The sequence below is a fragment of the Paractinoplanes aksuensis genome (genome assembly GCF_024137025.1).
Lineage (GTDB): Bacteria > Actinomycetota > Actinomycetes > Mycobacteriales > Micromonosporaceae > Actinoplanes > Actinoplanes aksuensis.
In genome coordinates, this window is record NZ_JAMYJR010000074.1 from 1 (window position 1) to 16,325 (window position 16,325).

The 16,325-nt window shown below is 67.4% G+C and carries 14 protein-coding genes and 1 pseudogene; 3 read left to right on the plus strand and 12 right to left on the minus strand.

The annotated features are described in order from the left end of the window. Positions 1-124: 124 nt before the first annotated feature. From M1L60_RS46200 to M1L60_RS46220, 5 genes are all read right to left on the minus strand, one after another. Positions 125-670 (minus strand): hypothetical protein, encoded by a 546-nt coding sequence (locus M1L60_RS46200; RefSeq protein WP_253243990.1) that lies wholly within the window; start codon positions 668-670, stop codon positions 125-127. Positions 671-826: 156 nt separating this feature from the next. Next, a complete protein-coding gene (locus M1L60_RS46205; protein ID WP_253243991.1) occupies positions 827-1,537 on the minus strand; it encodes an alpha/beta hydrolase in 711 nt (236 codons plus the stop codon). Positions 1,538-1,584: 47 nt separating this feature from the next. Further along, the gene (locus M1L60_RS46210) at positions 1,585-1,770 is read right to left on the minus strand and encodes a hypothetical protein (RefSeq protein WP_253243992.1); all 186 of its coding nucleotides are present in this window, start codon (positions 1,768-1,770) and stop codon (positions 1,585-1,587) included. Between the two features lie 127 nt (positions 1,771-1,897). Beyond that, a complete protein-coding gene (poxB, locus tag M1L60_RS46215; protein WP_253243993.1) occupies positions 1,898-3,628 on the minus strand; it encodes a ubiquinone-dependent pyruvate dehydrogenase in 1,731 nt (576 codons plus the stop codon). A gap of 51 nt (positions 3,629-3,679) precedes the next feature. Next, a complete protein-coding gene (locus M1L60_RS46220; protein ID WP_253243994.1) occupies positions 3,680-4,516 on the minus strand; it encodes an SDR family NAD(P)-dependent oxidoreductase in 837 nt (278 codons plus the stop codon). A gap of 438 nt (positions 4,517-4,954) precedes the next feature. Between M1L60_RS46220 and M1L60_RS46225 the strand changes: the two genes are divergently transcribed. Then, positions 4,955-5,851: an SAM-dependent methyltransferase gene (locus M1L60_RS46225; RefSeq protein ID WP_253243995.1), complete on the plus strand. Its 897-nt coding sequence runs from the start codon at positions 4,955-4,957 to the stop codon at positions 5,849-5,851. A gap of 96 nt (positions 5,852-5,947) precedes the next feature. Here the strand turns inward: M1L60_RS46225 and M1L60_RS46230 are convergent, their stop codons facing one another. From M1L60_RS46230 to M1L60_RS46260, 7 genes and pseudogenes are all read right to left on the minus strand, one after another. Then, positions 5,948-7,240, minus strand: coding sequence for an aminotransferase class I/II-fold pyridoxal phosphate-dependent enzyme (locus M1L60_RS46230; RefSeq protein WP_253243996.1), 1,293 nt, complete (start codon positions 7,238-7,240; stop codon positions 5,948-5,950). Continuing rightward, positions 7,237-8,070: an SDR family oxidoreductase gene (locus M1L60_RS46235; protein WP_253243997.1), complete on the minus strand. Its 834-nt coding sequence runs from the start codon at positions 8,068-8,070 to the stop codon at positions 7,237-7,239. Before M1L60_RS46235 ends, M1L60_RS46230 begins: the two co-directional genes overlap by 4 nt. Before the next feature lie 328 nt (positions 8,071-8,398). Then, the gene (locus M1L60_RS46240) at positions 8,399-9,283 is read right to left on the minus strand and encodes a helix-turn-helix domain-containing protein (protein WP_253244003.1); all 885 of its coding nucleotides are present in this window, start codon (positions 9,281-9,283) and stop codon (positions 8,399-8,401) included. 336 nt (positions 9,284-9,619) lie between these two features. Beyond that, a pseudogene (locus tag M1L60_RS48190) lies at positions 9,620-9,820 on the minus strand (aldo/keto reductase); the annotation flags it as partial. Beyond that, the gene (locus M1L60_RS48195) at positions 9,817-11,700 is read right to left on the minus strand and encodes a CASTOR/POLLUX-related putative ion channel (RefSeq protein WP_253243998.1); all 1,884 of its coding nucleotides are present in this window, start codon (positions 11,698-11,700) and stop codon (positions 9,817-9,819) included. The gene M1L60_RS48195 and the pseudogene M1L60_RS48190, both read right to left, overlap by 4 nt. 279 nt (positions 11,701-11,979) lie before the next feature. Beyond that, positions 11,980-13,446: an MDR family MFS transporter gene (locus M1L60_RS46255; RefSeq protein ID WP_253243999.1), complete on the minus strand. Its 1,467-nt coding sequence runs from the start codon at positions 13,444-13,446 to the stop codon at positions 11,980-11,982. 255 nt (positions 13,447-13,701) lie between these two features. Further along, positions 13,702-14,175: a MarR family winged helix-turn-helix transcriptional regulator gene (locus M1L60_RS46260; RefSeq protein WP_253244000.1), complete on the minus strand. Its 474-nt coding sequence runs from the start codon at positions 14,173-14,175 to the stop codon at positions 13,702-13,704. Positions 14,176-14,307: 132 nt separating this feature from the next. Between M1L60_RS46260 and M1L60_RS46265 the strand changes: the two genes are divergently transcribed. Then, positions 14,308-15,057, plus strand: coding sequence for an SDR family NAD(P)-dependent oxidoreductase (locus tag M1L60_RS46265; protein WP_253244001.1), 750 nt, complete (start codon positions 14,308-14,310; stop codon positions 15,055-15,057). 43 nt (positions 15,058-15,100) lie between these two features. Beyond that, the gene (locus tag M1L60_RS46270; RefSeq protein ID WP_253244002.1) at positions 15,101-15,901 is read left to right on the plus strand and encodes an SDR family NAD(P)-dependent oxidoreductase; all 801 of its coding nucleotides are present in this window, start codon (positions 15,101-15,103) and stop codon (positions 15,899-15,901) included. The last annotated feature ends 424 nt before the right edge of the window (positions 15,902-16,325 follow it).

A 16,325-nucleotide genomic window follows, 5' to 3' on the forward strand; every position in this document is an offset into this window, starting at 1 on the left:
GGCACGCCGCGGGTCAGCAGCAGGCGGGCCAGCCCGGCCATGCCCACCCCGCCGATGCCGATGAGATGCACGTTGCCCAGGTCCTCGACAGCCACATCATCTGCGGGATTGCGGTCCACCGGCATCATTGCGCACTCTCCTCGATCTCCACGACCGCGTAGATCAGTTCCTCTTGGTCGCCCAACGCATTCCAGAACTCGTGGTAGACATCCGTACTCATGGTGTGGCCCGGCAACCCCGGCCCCACGGCATGGAAGGGAACCGCCTGCCCCGGAAAGACTTCGTCATCGGCCACAGCCGGTCGGTGCCGCACCAGCTGAGGGCTGTGCCGCCTGATCGATCTGGAGCCGGCCGGAATCAAGGCGCGATCGCCAAGCTTCTTGGACCATCCCTTGCGAAGCAAGAACACCGCGGTGGATTCTTGATCAGAAACCCTCTCAAGATCCGGTCGGACCGTGACTCCGGCAAACTTCCGCGCGCGTCCGCCCGTGTCCTCACACCACATCACCACGAACAATTCGGGCCGAACGTCGGACCCATCGAAGGCATTCCTGATGCCGAGGATGATTCGGTTGCCTCCGTAAAGCTCCCGGAAGACTGATAGCTCGGTCACTCGAGAGAGGTACGGCTCGTATGCGTGGAAAGTCAATCGCTCGTCGGCGACGGTCACATCACTTCTCCTGTCGAAGCCAGGATGGACTCCGCACATCGTCCTGTTTGGATAGACGTGGGTGTTTCTCCACCGCTCATTACCGGGCCGAGAAGTGACTGTCATCACCGTTTCCGGGGACTCACAAGCGCGTTGTGTTGCGCCAGAGTCCAGGACTCAGCGGCCGATCAGATGCTGCAGATCGGCCCGGGTGATCCCCGCTGCACCCGTGGTCCGTTCAGCGGCGACCTCAGGTACCGGCACCGGCTCGCACTGCCGGTCGGATCGGTTGCCACCGACCCGCTGAGGCAGAGCGCCGTCACGCAGATGGTCGGCGATGGTGTCGTCGACGCAGGTCATCCCTCCACACGAGCCGGCATGGGTGGTGCCGCCGACTCCTTCGACCAGCACCGAGCGCGGGAACCGCTTGCGCACTTCCAGCGCGCCCGCGAACGGCGTGGCCGCATCACAGGTCTCGTTGATCAGCAGGATCGGCGGCGTCTTGGTCCCGTCGACCTGGACCGGGGTGCCCGGACGGGCGCCCCAGTCGCGACCGGGCGCGTTGAACCAGGTGTTGCCCCAGGCTGCGAACGGGTGCCGGGCGTGAATACGCCAAGCCTCCTGCTGCCACCTCCGCCGGTCGCGCGGCCATGAGGTGTCGGTGCACGAAACCGCCAGGTAGACCACGTAGCCGTTGTCGGCGTCAGCCGTTCCGGGCGGGGCGTACATCTCAAGCAGGCCACCGGCGTCCCAGCCGTAGACCCAGGCCGATAACGCCGCGGCCACGTCAGGCCAGTAGACCACGTGGTAGACGGCCGACAGGACAATGTCACCGAGTTCGGCCGGACCGATCTTGCCGTCGGCCGGGGTGGCCTTCAGCGTGCGCACTCGGCGTAATACCGGTCACGGACGGCCTTGCCGGTCGTACCCAGATGCTAGGCGTCGTCGTGCTCGGCGACCCAGTCGAAGAAGATACCGATGGTCTTGTCGAATGCGACGTTCTGGTCGAGGTTGTCTCGGACGGTGCCGCCACGGCGACCGACGGCGGAGATACGCCCACGCTGGTGACCAGTGCGGCGCCGAGTAGCCCAGCGACCACTTTGCGCATGCCAGACATCCATTGACAGGCGTGTATCTTTTGCTGTCCGACGCCTCCCGCAGGCAGCAGTTCGATCCGCCTTCGATGTGTATGACGGGCCTACCGTGGCCGGCTTACTGTGAACCGGCCCGAGCGACAGGGGAAATGCGCTACTCGAGCTTGAGCTGGCGCAGATTGGCCGAGGCGACCTGCAGCACGTCGTGGCCCGAGCCGTTGAGGATCGAACGGGTGGCCCAGAGCGCGAAGCCCTTCGCCTGCTCGAAACTGACCTTCGGCGGAAGGGCGATCTCCTCCCGTTCGGTCACGACGTCGACCAGCGCCGGGCCGGGGTGCGCGAAGGCGTCCTTCAGTGCGTTCTCCAGCTCGCCCGGGTGCTCAACCCGCCGCCCGTACAGTCCGACCGCGTTGGCGACGTCCGCGAAGTTCGGGTTGGTGAGGCCGGTGCCGAAGTTGAGCACCCCGGCCGCCTTCATCTCGAGTTCGACGAAACCGAGTGCGGCGTTGTTCAGCACGACGATCTTCACCGGTAGGTGCTGCTGACGGAGTGTGAGCAACTCGCCGAGGAGCATGGCTAGGCCGCCATCGCCGGACAGGGACACCACCTGCCGCGTCGGATGCGCCGCCTGCGCACCGATCGCCTGAGGCAGGGCATTGGCCATCGACCCGTGGGTGAACGAGCCGATCAGCCGCCGTCGCCCGTTCATGGTCAGATAGCGCGCCGCCCACAGGGTCGGGGTGCCGACATCCGGGGTGAAGACAGCGTCGTCGGCGGCGAGTCGATCGACGGCGGCCACGACGGACTGCGGGTGCACCGGGCCTGGTCCGTGACCGGCGGCGGCCAACGAGTCGAACCGGGACCGGGTGCGCTGGTAGTGCGCGGTCATCAGGCGAAGATGCTTGCTGTCGTGACCGGTCAGCCGCGGGAGCAGCGCGGCCAGCGTCTCCTTGACCCCACCAGCCAGAGGCACGTCGACCGGCACCCGCCGCCCGATCCGCTCGGCCCTCAGGTCGACCTGCACCACCTTCGCCTGGTCCGGATAGAACTGTCGGTACGGGAAGTCGGTACCCAGCATCAGCAGGGTGTCGCAGTGCTCCATCGCGCGGTACCCCGAAGGGAAACCGAGCAGTCCGGTCAGGCCGACGTCGTACGGGTTGCGGTACTCGACGTACTCCTTGCCCCGCAACGCGTGCACCACCGGCGCCTGCAGTCGTTCCGCCGTGGCCAGCAGTTCGGCACGCGCATCCGCGCAGCCCGCGCCGGCCAGGATGGTGACCCGCCTCGCCGCGTTGAGCACGTCCGCCGCGGCGGTCAGGTCCTCCTCGCCGGGAACCACGACCGAGGTGGTCGCCCGGACCGCTCGCACCTGCGTGCCCGGCGGCACCCCATCCTGAAACACTTCACCCGGAACGACCAGTACGGCGACGCCACGCCGTTCGATCGCCGTGCGCATCGCGATCCGCAGCATGCGCGGCAGTTGCTCGGCGTTGCTCACCAGCTCGGCATACACGCTGCATTCACGGAACAGGTCCTGCGGGTGGGTCTCCTGGAAGTAGCCGGTGCCGATCTCGGCCAGCGGAATCTGAGCCGCGATGGCGAGCACCGGGACTCCGCTGCGCTGAGCGTCGAACAGACCGTTGATCAGGTGCAGGTTGCCGGGGCCGCAACTGGCCGCGCAGACGGCGAGGTCCCCGGTGACAGCGGCGTCGGCGGCCGCCGCGAATGCCGCGGCCTCCTCATGCCGAACGTGCTGCCAGGTCAGGTCCTTCTCACGACGGATGGCATCGGTGAGCCCGTTGAGCGAGTCACCGGGCAGGCCGTAGATACGGCGTACACCCGACGCTGTGAGGGTGGCCACCAGGTGCTCGGCTGCTGAGCTCATCTTGTTTCTCACTCCTTTGTCCGCGTTGGCACGGGGCGCATCCGGGTGTCGTCAGGCTGATGTGATGTCGGTGGTCGCCGCCAGGTCGCGGCTCGCCTCGAAGTCCTCGGCCAGGGCCTTGATCCGGTCCTGGGCGATGGCGTACGAGTCGGAGCCGAGCAGCTGGTGCAGCGGTGCCCGGCCGGATGCCGCGACCTCGATGATGGCCGCGGCCACCTTGGCCGGGTCGCCGAGCTGAGTTCCGGGCATCGCGAGGTGAGCTTCGGTCATTGCCCGGATGTCCTCGTACCCCGCGACGTGCCCCTCGGGCAGGCCCAGCGCCGGCGGCCGCAGGAAGTCGGTGCGCGTGTAACCGGGCTCGATGACGTTGACCTTGATGCCGAACCCGGCGACCTCACCGGCCAGCGCGTCCGAGATCCCTTCCAAGGCGTACTTGGCCGAGCAGTAGAGGGCCCAGCCGGGGAAGGCGGTGAGCCCCAGCACGGACGAGACATTGATGATGTGACCGCGACGAGCAACGCGCATGCCCGGCAGGACCGCGCGCAGCACATTCCAGGCTCCGAAGACCTGCACCTCGAACATTCGTCGGACCTCGGTCGCCGAGGTCTCCTCGACCGCACCCAGGAAGCCGTAGCCGGCGTTGTTGACCACCACGTCGATCCCACCGAACCGGTCCTCGGCCTGGCTGACCGCGGCCGCTACCGCCGCCTCGTCGGTGAGGTCGAGCGCCAGCGGAAGCAGCCGGTCGCCGGACCCGGACCCCAGGGCGTCGGTCAGACGTGGAATCGACCGGGTGGTCGCGGCGACGTTGTCGCCGCGCTCGAGCAGCCGGCGGACGAGTTCGAGGCCGATGCCGCGGGACGTGCCGGTGACGAACCAGGTCGACATGAGGTCTCCTTGAAGTTGTGGACGCACGTGACGTGCACTTGCACGCCTTACGACGCGCCACGTGTTCGCGGGTTCACACCGCACACCGGGACCGGCGTCTCGAGGAAGCCGGCTCCGGACGGGATCCGGGTGTTCGCCGGCGTCATGGCTGCACACCCGGGGTATCGACTCGGCTGGTCCGCGGGCGAGGGAGGTGACGCTGCCGAACCACCAGGTGCCAGTAGACGAAGCCGGCCGTTCTCAGGAGCCGTACCGCTATCACCGCAAGAGGCGTCCGCATACCCCAGCAGACGGCTGACCGGCCCGCCGGTTCGCCGGTTCACCCCGCGAGGTGTGCTCAGCCGTGCGAGGCGAGCGAAGCGTGAACCTCAGCCGATCCAGTACGTCCACCTGAACGGGTCGCTTCTCCGGCGCCGAGAAGCCCGACGAAGGATGGTCATGTCACACTCCACCAGTCAATCCCAGATCGAGTCGCACTACGACCTGAGCAACAGTTATTACGCGCTCTGGCTCGACGAATCCATGACCTACTCAGCCGCGCTCTGGGGCGGGACGGAGGCTGACCCGGCCGGTCTGGCCGACGCCCAGCAGGCGAAATACCACCGCCACCTCGACCTGGCCGGCGCACCCGGGGTCGACGGCTCACACCCGGACGGCTTCCGCCTGTTGGACATCGGTTGCGGCTGGGGTGGGATGGTCCGGTACGCGTTGGACACCGGGCGGGTCACTGCGGCGACCGGCCTGACACTGTCGCGGGCGCAGCACAGCTACTTCGGCGCCACTCCCCGGCCGGGCGGAAGAGTCCTGGTGGAAAGTTGGGAAACGCATCGCCCGGAACAGCCCTACGATGCGATCGTGTCGATCGGGGCGTTCGAGCACTTCGTGACCGCCGACACCGCGCCCGAGCAGCGCGCCGGGGCCTACGAGTCCTACTTCCAGCGCTGCCACCAGCTCCTACGTCCGGGCGCCTCAATGTCGCTGCAGACCATCGCGTACGACGGAGTGGCGGGGACGGCCGGGCCGGTAGGAGCCTTCGTCACCGGCGACATCTTTCCCGGCAGCACTCTGCCGAGGCTGGTCGAGATCGCGGCGGCCTGTGATGCGTACTTCTCCGTCGAGCAGGTGACCAGCCATCCCGACGACTACGCCAAGACCCTGACGGTCTGGTCCGCACGTCTGACGGCCGCCCGGGCCCAGGCGGAGGAGCTTGTCGGTCCGGACGAGTACCGCCGTTACCGCGTCTATCTCAAGGCGTGCGAGGCCACGTTCCGACGCCGGGCCGCGACTCTGTACCGGATCGGCTTCCGCCGGCGGGACGAGCCGTTGTTCCGCTGACACCGCGCCGGGAGAGCCGTCGAGGCCCCGGAAGCGTGGGACCGCAAGCCGGTGTCGCATTTCGCCGGTGTCGCAACGAACTTGTCGCTCGGGTGGTCATCGGGTGAGCTCGACCGGCGGCAGGGGTTCGTCGGCACGCGGCGTGCCCAGCCGTTCGGCCACCACGCTGAATGCCCGCAGTACACGCTCGACATGCGGGGTGTCGAGGGCCGCGGTCACCGTGACGCGCAGCATGGCCCGCTTGGCCGCGGGCGGACCGGAGAGGTTGGTGATCACACCGGCCTCGCACAGGCCCGCCCAGAACGCGCCCGCCGTCGGAACGTCCGGGAAGGTCACCGGCACGATCGGCGTGGTGGACGGGCGGGTGTCGAAGCCGATGGCCCGAAGCCCGTCGTGCAGCAACCGGCTCAGACGGTGCAGTCGGTCACGCCGCTCGGGCTCGGCCTCCAGCACGTCGAGGGCGGCCAGCGCCGCGGCGGCCGACGCCGGCGGCAGCGCCGCCGAGAAAAGCAGCGAGCGCGCGTTGTACCGCAGCTGGCGGACGTTCGCGGCCGGCCCGGCAATCACACCGCCCGTCGAACCGAGAGCCTTCGACATGGTGACGATGATCAGGTCGACCCGGTCCGTCAGCCCCGCGGACTCGGTCAGCCCGGCTCCACTTCGTCCGAGGACACCGAAGTCGTGAGCACTGTCGACGATCAGCCTGGCACCGAACTCGTCGGCCACCTCACGGAGAGCGCGGAGCGGCGCCGCGTCACCCTCCATGGAGAACACGCCGTCGGTGACGACGAGCCGGCCCCCCGGCCCGGCGCTGGCCCGCAGTCGTTGCCGCAGATGATCAGGATCGCAGTGCCGGTACGACCGTACGGTGCCGAGTCCCATGCGCATGCCGTCGACCAGCGACGCATGGTTACGGATGTCGCCGAAGGCCACGTCGTCCCGGCCCAGGGCCGCGGACAGCGCCAGACCGGCCTGGAAACCGGTGGTGGCGACGGCCGCGGCTTCCTGACCGAGGAACCGGGCCAGCCGAGCCTCGAGGGCTTCGTGCAGTTCGATCGTGCCGTTCAGCGCGCGGGAGCCGCTCACCGAAGTCCCGTACCGGCCGATCGCCTCCACAGCGGCCGCGAGCACCCGCGGATGCCGGGACAGTCCCAGGTAGTCGTTCGAGCCGGCCATGACCACTTCCCGGCCGTCGAGCAATGCGTACCCGTCCTCGGTCCAGCCCTGAACGGCCCGGTAGAAGGCATCGACGCCCCGGGCCTTCAGCACCGCCTCGATGTCGTGCAACCCGTTCTTGGCGAACGGGTCGGCGCCGCCGTGAGAGGTGGTCGATTCGGTGGGGATACTGGCCATCTCGTCAGCCTTGTCGTGCGATCCGGTCGTGGTCATTGGCACCGCTCCCGCCGAGGAGTCGCTGACCCCCGTCTGCGATATCGGGCGAGCCGGTAGTGACACAGTCGGCGGTAGAAGCCGGGAACGACCTGGCTGAAACGGGCCAGGAAGGGAGACGCCCGGTCGCTGAAGATCTCGTCGGAACGCCGGTTGATGCCCCGCAGTATCGCGCGTGCGACTCGCTCCGGTTCGATCGGCTCGATCGTGCCGCTCAGCGCCGCCGTCTCCGCCGGCTTGGTGCGGTTCTCGTGGTCGAGTTGCGGGGTGCGCACATCGGCGGGATAGACACAGGCGACGTGGACGCCCTTGTCCTTCATCTCCATGCGCAGCGCGTCGATGAAGCCCCGGACGGCGAATTTCGCCGGCGCGTAGGCGGTGTAGCCGTACACCCCCAGGAAACCGGCGACCGAGCAGACACCGACGATGACGCCCCGGCCCCGCTCGACCATCTCGGGCAGCACCGCACGGACGGCCCACACGGTGCCGAAGTAATCGACGTCCATGGTGTAGACGAAGACGTCCTCGGCGATGTCCTGGACGTAGCCGGGCTCGGCATATCCGGCGCAGGTGACCAGGACGTCACAGGCGCCGTGCCGCTCCTGAGCCTGATGGAACGCCTGCCGCAGAGCGGCCCGGTCGGTCACGTCCACCGCGAAAGCCGACGCGACGAGACCCGCTTCCAGAATGGAACGTCGCAGCCGCTCCGCGTCGCGGGCCATGAGCGACACCGTGGCGCCCTCGCGGTGAAGCAACGACGCGGTGGCCAGGCCGATGCCACTGGAGCCGCCGGTGATGATCACGTGTTGGCCGCGCACTGCCGTATTCACCGCCTTGACCATGGAATGCGATACGAGTGATCCAGAACTCGGAGCCGTCACCCGGGCGCCTCGACACCGGAATCCGTTGCTCGCCGTCCGCCATTGGAGCACGGCGAAAGCCGGACTCGAAAACCCTCCATCGCATGTTCCGTATCACCCTTCCCGCACTGAACCCAGCACTCGGCGGCACGTCTGACGTCGGGCGCGAAAGCGTTGCGCCGTCCGGCCCCGGTGCACCGCCCGGCGAGCCGAGCCCGGTCCGTTGCTCCGGCTGTCGCCATTGACGTGCGGACCCTCGTCCCGACACGACCGCGGAACGCTACTCGCGCTCAGCCCCCTACCGGGGATTGGTCGCCTGTTGTGTCAAGTCCGTGTCCGCGGCTTCGGTGTGCTCGGTGGCCCACCATGAAGCCAGCAGCCGCAGACCGTGTTCCGACCGCGAGCCCGGCTCCGGAACGAAGGTGGTCAGGAACAGACCCGGATCCCCCAGCTCGACGTTGACATAGCCGAGTTCCAGGAGGCCCGCGACGGGATGGGTGAACGACTTCGCACCGGAGTAGTTACGACGCACGTTGTGCTCCCGCCACCGGCGACGGAACTCTTCATTACCGTCCATCAGTTCGTCGATGAGCGCGGCAAGACTCGCATCCTGCGGATAACGAGCCGACTCCCGCCGCAGATGGGCGGCATTGTCGTCCGCGACCTCAGCCCAATCACCATAGAAAGAACGTGCACGCCCGTCACAGAACACGAAACGCGACACGTTGGCCGGCCCGATCAGTGTCGGCTCCAGGGGATACACGAACGCCCAGCCCAGTTCGTTGCCCGCGATGATGTCCATCCGCCGGTTCACCACGATCGCCGGAACGCTCGCTGCCGCATCGAGAAGATGGCGGACCACCGGAGTCACACTATCCGGCACCGCCGACTGTTGTTGACGACCCGCCTTGCCGAACAGGTTGAACAAGTACTCGCCCTCGGCGTCGTCGAGTCGCAGCACGCGCGCGATGGAGCCGAGTACCGCATCCGAGGCCCCGTCGAGGGTGCCTCGCTCGAGCTTGGTGTAGTAATCCACGCTCACGCCCGCACGCTCGGCGACCTCCTCCCGCCGCAATCCCGGAACCCGACGCCGATCACCACCGGTGGGAAACCCGGCGCTTTCGGGAGCAATACGAGCCCGGCGGGTCCTCAGGAACTCCCGGATCGCTTGACGATCGTTCATCGTCACATCGTCTCCCCATTTCCGGCGTGGCTACCACCTTTGCCTGCCGCGGGCGGGGGCGGACCGAACCCTTGCGGTCGGCCAGTCCATAGGCCTCGGGACGCCCCCAGCCGTGAGCCGGGAGGCGCTGCCGTCCTACCTTGGCTCGAGGTTCAGTACCGGGTGGGATTCCCGGCCAGGGGCGGGAAGACGTCGTGGGCCCGGCCGTCGACCGTCGACCCGCCGAACTCCATTGCCGCCGCGAGCCTGTTCACCCAGGCGGGGAAGCTCAGCTGAGGCTCGACCGGCGCCACCCCCGTTCAGGTCACCGAGGTGCAGGTTGCCGAAGAACTTCGTGCCGATGACCAGCCGGTCACGAAGCCCAGGACGACTCTCGAGGTAGTCCCCGACAATTTTCTCCGCGTGACCGTTGGTGTAGAGGTTGGCGGTGTCCAGGCTGTTCCCGCCCCGGTCGATGTAGGCGGCCAGCACATCCTTGGCCAGTTCGGCGCCACTTCCACGATCGGAAATCAGCGCGCGGGCGATTCCGTGAATCAGCTCTCGGCCAGGACGATGACTTTGTCACCCGGTACGAGCGTCAGCTGATCGCGCTTGGTCGGGTTGAGGGTGATGCCGTACGAGCGTTCCTTGTTCCGCTTGTCAGCAGTGATGCGGTAACCGATCGCGGTCTCGCCCCGCCGGCTGGCCGCCTCGACAACCGTGTGGAAGTCGGTGATGGCGCCCGGCTTGATGTACAGGTCGGCCGGGCGCAGGTAGATCTCACTGCCGGTGCTGGAGAACAGGGTCTGGAACACCTCGTTGGTACGCTCGTTCTCCGAGGTCTGCGACAGCATGAGGCTGATCAGCTTGTCGCTCACGATGAAGTCGTCCGCCTTGGTCACCTCGGCCAGTTCGCGGTTGCGGTCGTCGAGCATCTCGCTGACGACGTTGAGCTCGACGCCCAGCCCGTTCGCCATCTCCCGCAGGTGCAGCAGGGTGATCAGAGTTTTGGCATCGGCCCGCTGCGGGCTGGTGTCGTCCTTGTCGGACAGCACGACGATGTGGTCGAACTCGTGCACCCGCAGGCTCTCCAGCACAGACCGGTTCACGGTGTCGCCGGGCACGTGGGTCACGCTCAGATTCTTGTACGGGCCGAGGTCCGGGATCGCGGCCGGGGAGACCACCGTGACCGTCGATCCCGCGGCCACGTACCGGTCGAGCTCAGCCAACATCGAGCCGAGACTGTTGTTGCATCCCAGCACCAGCGCGCGGTCCGGTGCGTCGGCGTGGTGCACGAGGTCGCTGATCAGGGACATGTCCGGGCGCCCGGACGGAGTCGTACGAATCTTGCTGTCGTCCTCGGCGATGAGGATCAGCTTCTCGCCCGGCTGCATGACACGCGCGGCCGGGGGGTTGAGCACAACACCACCGGCGGAGAGCACGCCGATGACGGCCGAGTCGGCGAACGCCTGCTGCGCGTCCAGGTAGGTCCGGCCGGTCAGCGCGGTCTGCTCGCTGAAGTAGAGTTCATCCCCGGCGAAGTCGAGCAGCTCGGTGTAGACCTCGCTCAGGCCGCTCTGCCGGCTCGTCTGGACGGTGATGCGGCTGATCAGCTCGTCCGTGAGCACCCAGTCGGCCTCGTCCCGGCCCACCAGGCGAGCAGCATCCATGTTCGCCGAGTGCCGGATCTCGCCGACGATGTGGTAGCGACCCTGTTTGCGGTGCGGGCTGTTGGTCAGCGCGAGCGCGGCCTTGATCACGGCCGAGTCCGGATCCTCGTCGCCGTCCGGGGCCAGGATCACGATGCTGCGAGCGGCGCGAGGGCTGGCGACCTCCAGGTCGCCGAGGTCCAGCGGGTCGCCGCTGCGCACGATGAGACGAGTCCGGCCGGGGTCGGGCACTTTGGCCTGCAGCGCCTCCTCCATCTCGATCTTGTCACCGGGGGCGAGGACAACGATGGCCGAGCTCCGGCGGGACTGGTTGGCCAAGCAGATCTCGTTCACGATCGCGAAGATCTTCGAGTTCCAGCCCAGGATCAGCGTGTGGTCCTGCTCCAGCACCCGGGAGTGACCCTTGCGCAGCTGCTCGACCCGGGCGTCGAAGGCGTTGGAGATGATGCTGATCAGACTGGCCACCACGATGATGCCGGCGACGGTCACGACTAGCTGGGCGGCCCGGAGGCCGACGCCGTCGTCACCGCCGAGGGTTCCGCTGTCCAACGCGTGCATGAGGCTCGACCAGAACGTCTCGTCGAAGCTCTTCTGCTCGTCCGGCCACAACCCCAAGACCGTGATCACCAGCGACATGACCGCGATGAGCACGACACTGCCGAAAGCAAGGAGGCCGATAAGCGCGATCATGCCCTTGGACATGACGCCGTCGAACCAGTACCGGAACCGTTCGCCGGCGGTAGGTCGGTCGAAATTGATTTTGTTCACCGTGTCCTCGAGATGTGATCCGAGACCGTCACCATCGCGGCCTCGATCGGTGCACCGCGGTCAGAGCAACGTGGTTGAAGGGGGTCGGACAGCGATCTTATGGCCACCACCAGAAATGGGCGAATGTTGCCAAGAGAACAATTCTTCGATGGCGGCGTTGACCGCGATAGGTGCGTATCCGCAGTGAGGCCGTGCAGTTCGAACTGCGCTCGTCTTGGCCGGCCGAAACCGTCCCAGGGGCCCGGCCGCAGACCTTCGTCGACAAGCTGTCCGGCGGCGTCAGCGGGCCGGGTCTGGGACCTTGCGGTACGCCGATGCGGCGAACAGGATGCCGAATACGGAGATGACGGCACCCCAGAAGAAGGCCTGCCTGATGCCGTCGCTGGTGGCGGCCAGCGGGCTGGCTCCGGCGGCCAGGCGGGCGGCGCCGGTGGTGGACAGCACGGTGATGAAGAGGGCGGAACCGGCGGCACCGGCGAGCTGGTTGAGGCTGCCCATGATGGCGCTGCCGTGGCCATAGAGGCCGGCCGGCAGGACACCCAGGGCAGACGTGATCAGCGGCGTGAACAGCAGCCCCAATCCGCTGGTCAGGACCGTGTAGTAAAGGACCACCAACGGTAGGGCAGTGGTCGGGCCGATGCTGGACAGGAGCCACATCCCGGCGCTGAGGACGATCGCGCCGGGCAGGACCAGTGGACGTGGGCCGTACCGGTCGTAGAGACGGCCGACGAGCGGCGAGAGAACGCTCACCGCCGCGCCGCCGGGCAGGAGCATCAGGCCGGCTTCGAAGGCGCTGATGCCGACCACGTTCTGCAGGTAGATCGGTAGCAGGATGAGCGTGCCGAACAGTCCGGTGAAGCCGGCGATCATCACGAAGGTATTGAGGGTGAACGTGCGGTAGGCGAAGGCGCTCAGGTCGAGCAGGGGGCCGTGGCTGGTCTGCAACGCGTGCTGACGCCACGCGAAAAGGACCAGGGCGAGGGCCCCGGCCGCCGTGGGCACCCACGGGGCTACGGGTGCCTCACCGGAGGCTTCACCGAGGCTGGACAAGCCGTAGATGAGGCCCCCGAACCCGACTGCGGACAGCGCGAGAGAGAGGATGTCGAGACGGACGCGCCGCGGAGTGGACACGTTGCGGATCTTCCACGCTCCGAGCGCGAGCATCAGCAACGCGACCGGCAGGACGATGCCGAACAGCCATCGCCAACTGAGCCGGGCGAGCACCAGGCCGGAGATGGTCGGGCCGATCGCCGGCGCCACCGAGATGACCACGGAGATGACGCCCATGATCCGACCCCGGGCTCCGGTGGGAACGATGATCATGGCGGTCGTCATGAGCAGCGGCATCATCACACCTGTGCCGGCGGCTTGGACGATCCGGCCGGTCAGCAGGAGTTCGAAGCCCGGCGCGGTGGCGGCGATCGCGGTGCCGAGACTGAACAGGGCCATGGCGCCGGCGTAGACCCGGCGAAGGGGGTAGCGCTCCATGACGAACCCCGTTGTGGGGATGACCACGGCCATGGTCAGGAGGAAGCCGGTGGTGAGCCATTGGCCGGTCGACGCGGAGACATGCAGATCCTGCATCAGGCGCGGCAACGCCAGGGACATGACGGTCTCGTTGAGGATCACGACAAAGGTGGAGACCACCAGAAGACTGACCAGAGTGCGGTCGGCGCTGCTCAGAGCAGTCCGGTCGGCGATCAGGGCCGGGCGGTCGGACGCGGTGGTGTCGGGTGGGCTGAACAACGGTGCTCCTGGGGTGATGGCCGTGCGGTAGGCGTGTGACTCCGGGTAACGGCCTGATCAAGGCATTCAGCGGGCGGCCGGAGAGGCCATAGACCGGTAACTCGCACGGTAGGGCCGGTTGGGGTCACCCTGGCAGGGCAAATTTGAGCCCCTCTACCGGGGAGTAGCCGTCGGTCGGGCCGGGCCCGCGTCCGACGGCTTCGATCCGCTCGTCGAGCACTCGGTGACACGGCACGCTCTGGCTTAGGTGATAGATCACTGATTGTTTCTCTCCTGATCCGCGATGCTGTCGAGCACTGCCTCCGACAGAGCGGCCAGCATGTCGATCTGCCGAGGGCTGATCGCGTCGAAGAACGTCCGGCGGACATCCCGCAGATGCAGGGGCGTGGCTTGGCGAACGGCTTCCCGGCCCCGCTCGGTCAGGGCCACTCGACTGCCTCGACTGTCCTCGGCGGCCGGCCGGCGCTCGAGCAGCTCGCGTGACACCATCCGCGAGACCTGGTGGATGAGCCGCGTTCGCTCCCATCGCAGCAGGCTGACCAGCTCGAACACCCGCAGGGCGCCGTCGGGCTGCTGCACCAGGGCGCTGAGGACGGAGAAGTCCGAGAGCGAGAGCCCGGAGTCCTCCAGCAGCTGCCGGTTGATGTGCCGGCGCAGATCCTCCTGCATCGTCAGAAAGCCGAACCAGGCCCGTTGCTCACGTTCGTCGAACTGCTCGGTGTCCGTCACCCGGCAAGCCTAGGCAGCTTTATGTGATGTGTCACTTAGTTGTTCTCAGGGGTAGCCAAGGAGGTAGGTGATGTATCACCTTGAAGACATAGTTGCTTCGGCTCCATTTCTCAGTACGAAGGGATCTCGATCATGGGACGGGTAGAGGGCAGGACAGCAATCGTCACCGGCGGGGCGAAAGGCATGGGCGCGGCCATGGTGAGTCTGCTCGCCGCCGAGGGCGCCCGGGTCATCGCGGCCGACGTCGACCTCGAGGGCGCGGAGGAGTTGGCCAGGCAGTTGGGTCCGGACGTGGTCGCCCGCCGGCTGGACGTCCGTTCGGTGACAGACTGGGCCGAGGTCGTCCGGGACGCCGAGAAGCTGTTCGGGACGGTCGACATCCTGATCAACGACGCCGGGATCGCTGACCCGGCGGCGCTCAGCGAATGGGACACCGCCCGGCTTCAGCACACGCTGGACGTCAACCTCATCGGGGCCTTCAACGGGCTCCAGGCCGTCACCGCGGGCATGCGCCGGGCCGGGGGTGGATCGATCGTCAATATCGGCTCGGTGGGCGCCTTTCAAGGCGTACCGCGAATGTTCGGTTATGTGGTCTCGAAGTGGGCTCTGCGAGGGCTGACCAAGACGGCCGCCCTCGAGTTGGGTCACGACGGCATCCGGGTGAACATGGTGCACCCCGGCCAGACCAGGACGCCGATGACCGAGGGCGTCGTCTTCGACACCCACAGCATCGCACTCGGCCGAGTCGGCGAGCCCGAGGACATCGCCAACGCGGTGCTGTACTTCGCCTCGGATGAGTCCCGGTTCGTTACCGGCACCGAGGTCCTGGTCGACGGCGGAATGCTGGCCGGACAAGCCGACTACCAGGGCCTGCCGCAGTAGACCCGGCCGGCCCTGCACAATCTTCCAGAATTGGAGACATGTCATGAATCGGTTGCAGGACAAGGTTGCCATCGTCACCGGCGCGGCGGGCAACCTCGGATTCACCGGCGCCCACGCCATGGCGGCCGAAGGCGCCCGGGTGGTCATGATGGACCTCTCGCCCTCCGTCGCCGACCGCGCGGCGGAGTTGGCGAAGGAGGGCCTCGAGGTGGTCCCGTACGTCGGCGACGTCAGCGACGAGAGCGACATCCGGGAAATGGTGAACCTCGCGACCCGGACGTACGGCCGGCTCGATGTGCTGTGGAACAACGCCGGCCTGATCGGCGCCGACTGGCTCGATCGAGACACCGACGTCGTGGGCGTCACTCGCGACCACCTGATGCGGACACTCGAGGTCAACCTGCTCAGCGTCTTCCTCGGCAGCAAGTACGCCATTCCCGTCATGGCCGAGGGCGGCGGCGGATCGATCATCAACACGTCGTCGATCCAGTCCGCCGGCGGGGACCTCGCGCTCGTCTCGTACGGAACGAGCAAGGCGGCGATCGACTATCTGACGCAGTCCATCGCCACGTCGTACGGCCATCTGCGCATCCGTTGCAACGCCATCGCCCCGGGACTGGTCCCGCCGCCGGCCGTCGACGACGGGCGGGCGAAGTCCGCCCCGGTCCAGCTGTTGCGCGACTCGCAGATGCTGCCGTACGTCGGAGAGCCGAGCGACGTGTCCAACGCGGTGGTGTTCCTGGCGTCGGACGAGTCGAAGTTCATCACCGGCCAGCGGATCAACGTCGACGGTGGAGCGACCGGTCACCTGCCGACTCTCTCCGACCGCCGGAAAGCGGCGTGACGATCCGGCCCACCCCGAAGCCCGGAACCCGGGCGACTGGCGCCTCGACGCGGCCCGGGACCTGACCGTCCCGGGCCGCGCGGTGAGCATGCAGACACTGCATCCGCTGCGACGTAGGCCCCCTCGTCGTGGCGGATGCACCGAATGCCTGCCGGACGGCCGTGGGCGCATTCGCCACCTCCTCCCCCTACGAGTGCGTTATTGGGAAAGACGGCTCGACCGCCGCAGAGTTCATCGACTCGCCAGCACGGGCGACGACGGCCGCCGCCCATACCGGTGAGTGAACTTCTCCACTTCTGCCCCGTTCGTAGCGGTTTTGACCTCCCTTAGCGACTTCAGCCACCGGAATCAGCCGCAATACCTGCGCGACTACCTGGCCACCGCGGCCGCCTCGCCCGACATCGTCCGCGTGCGGGCCACTGGT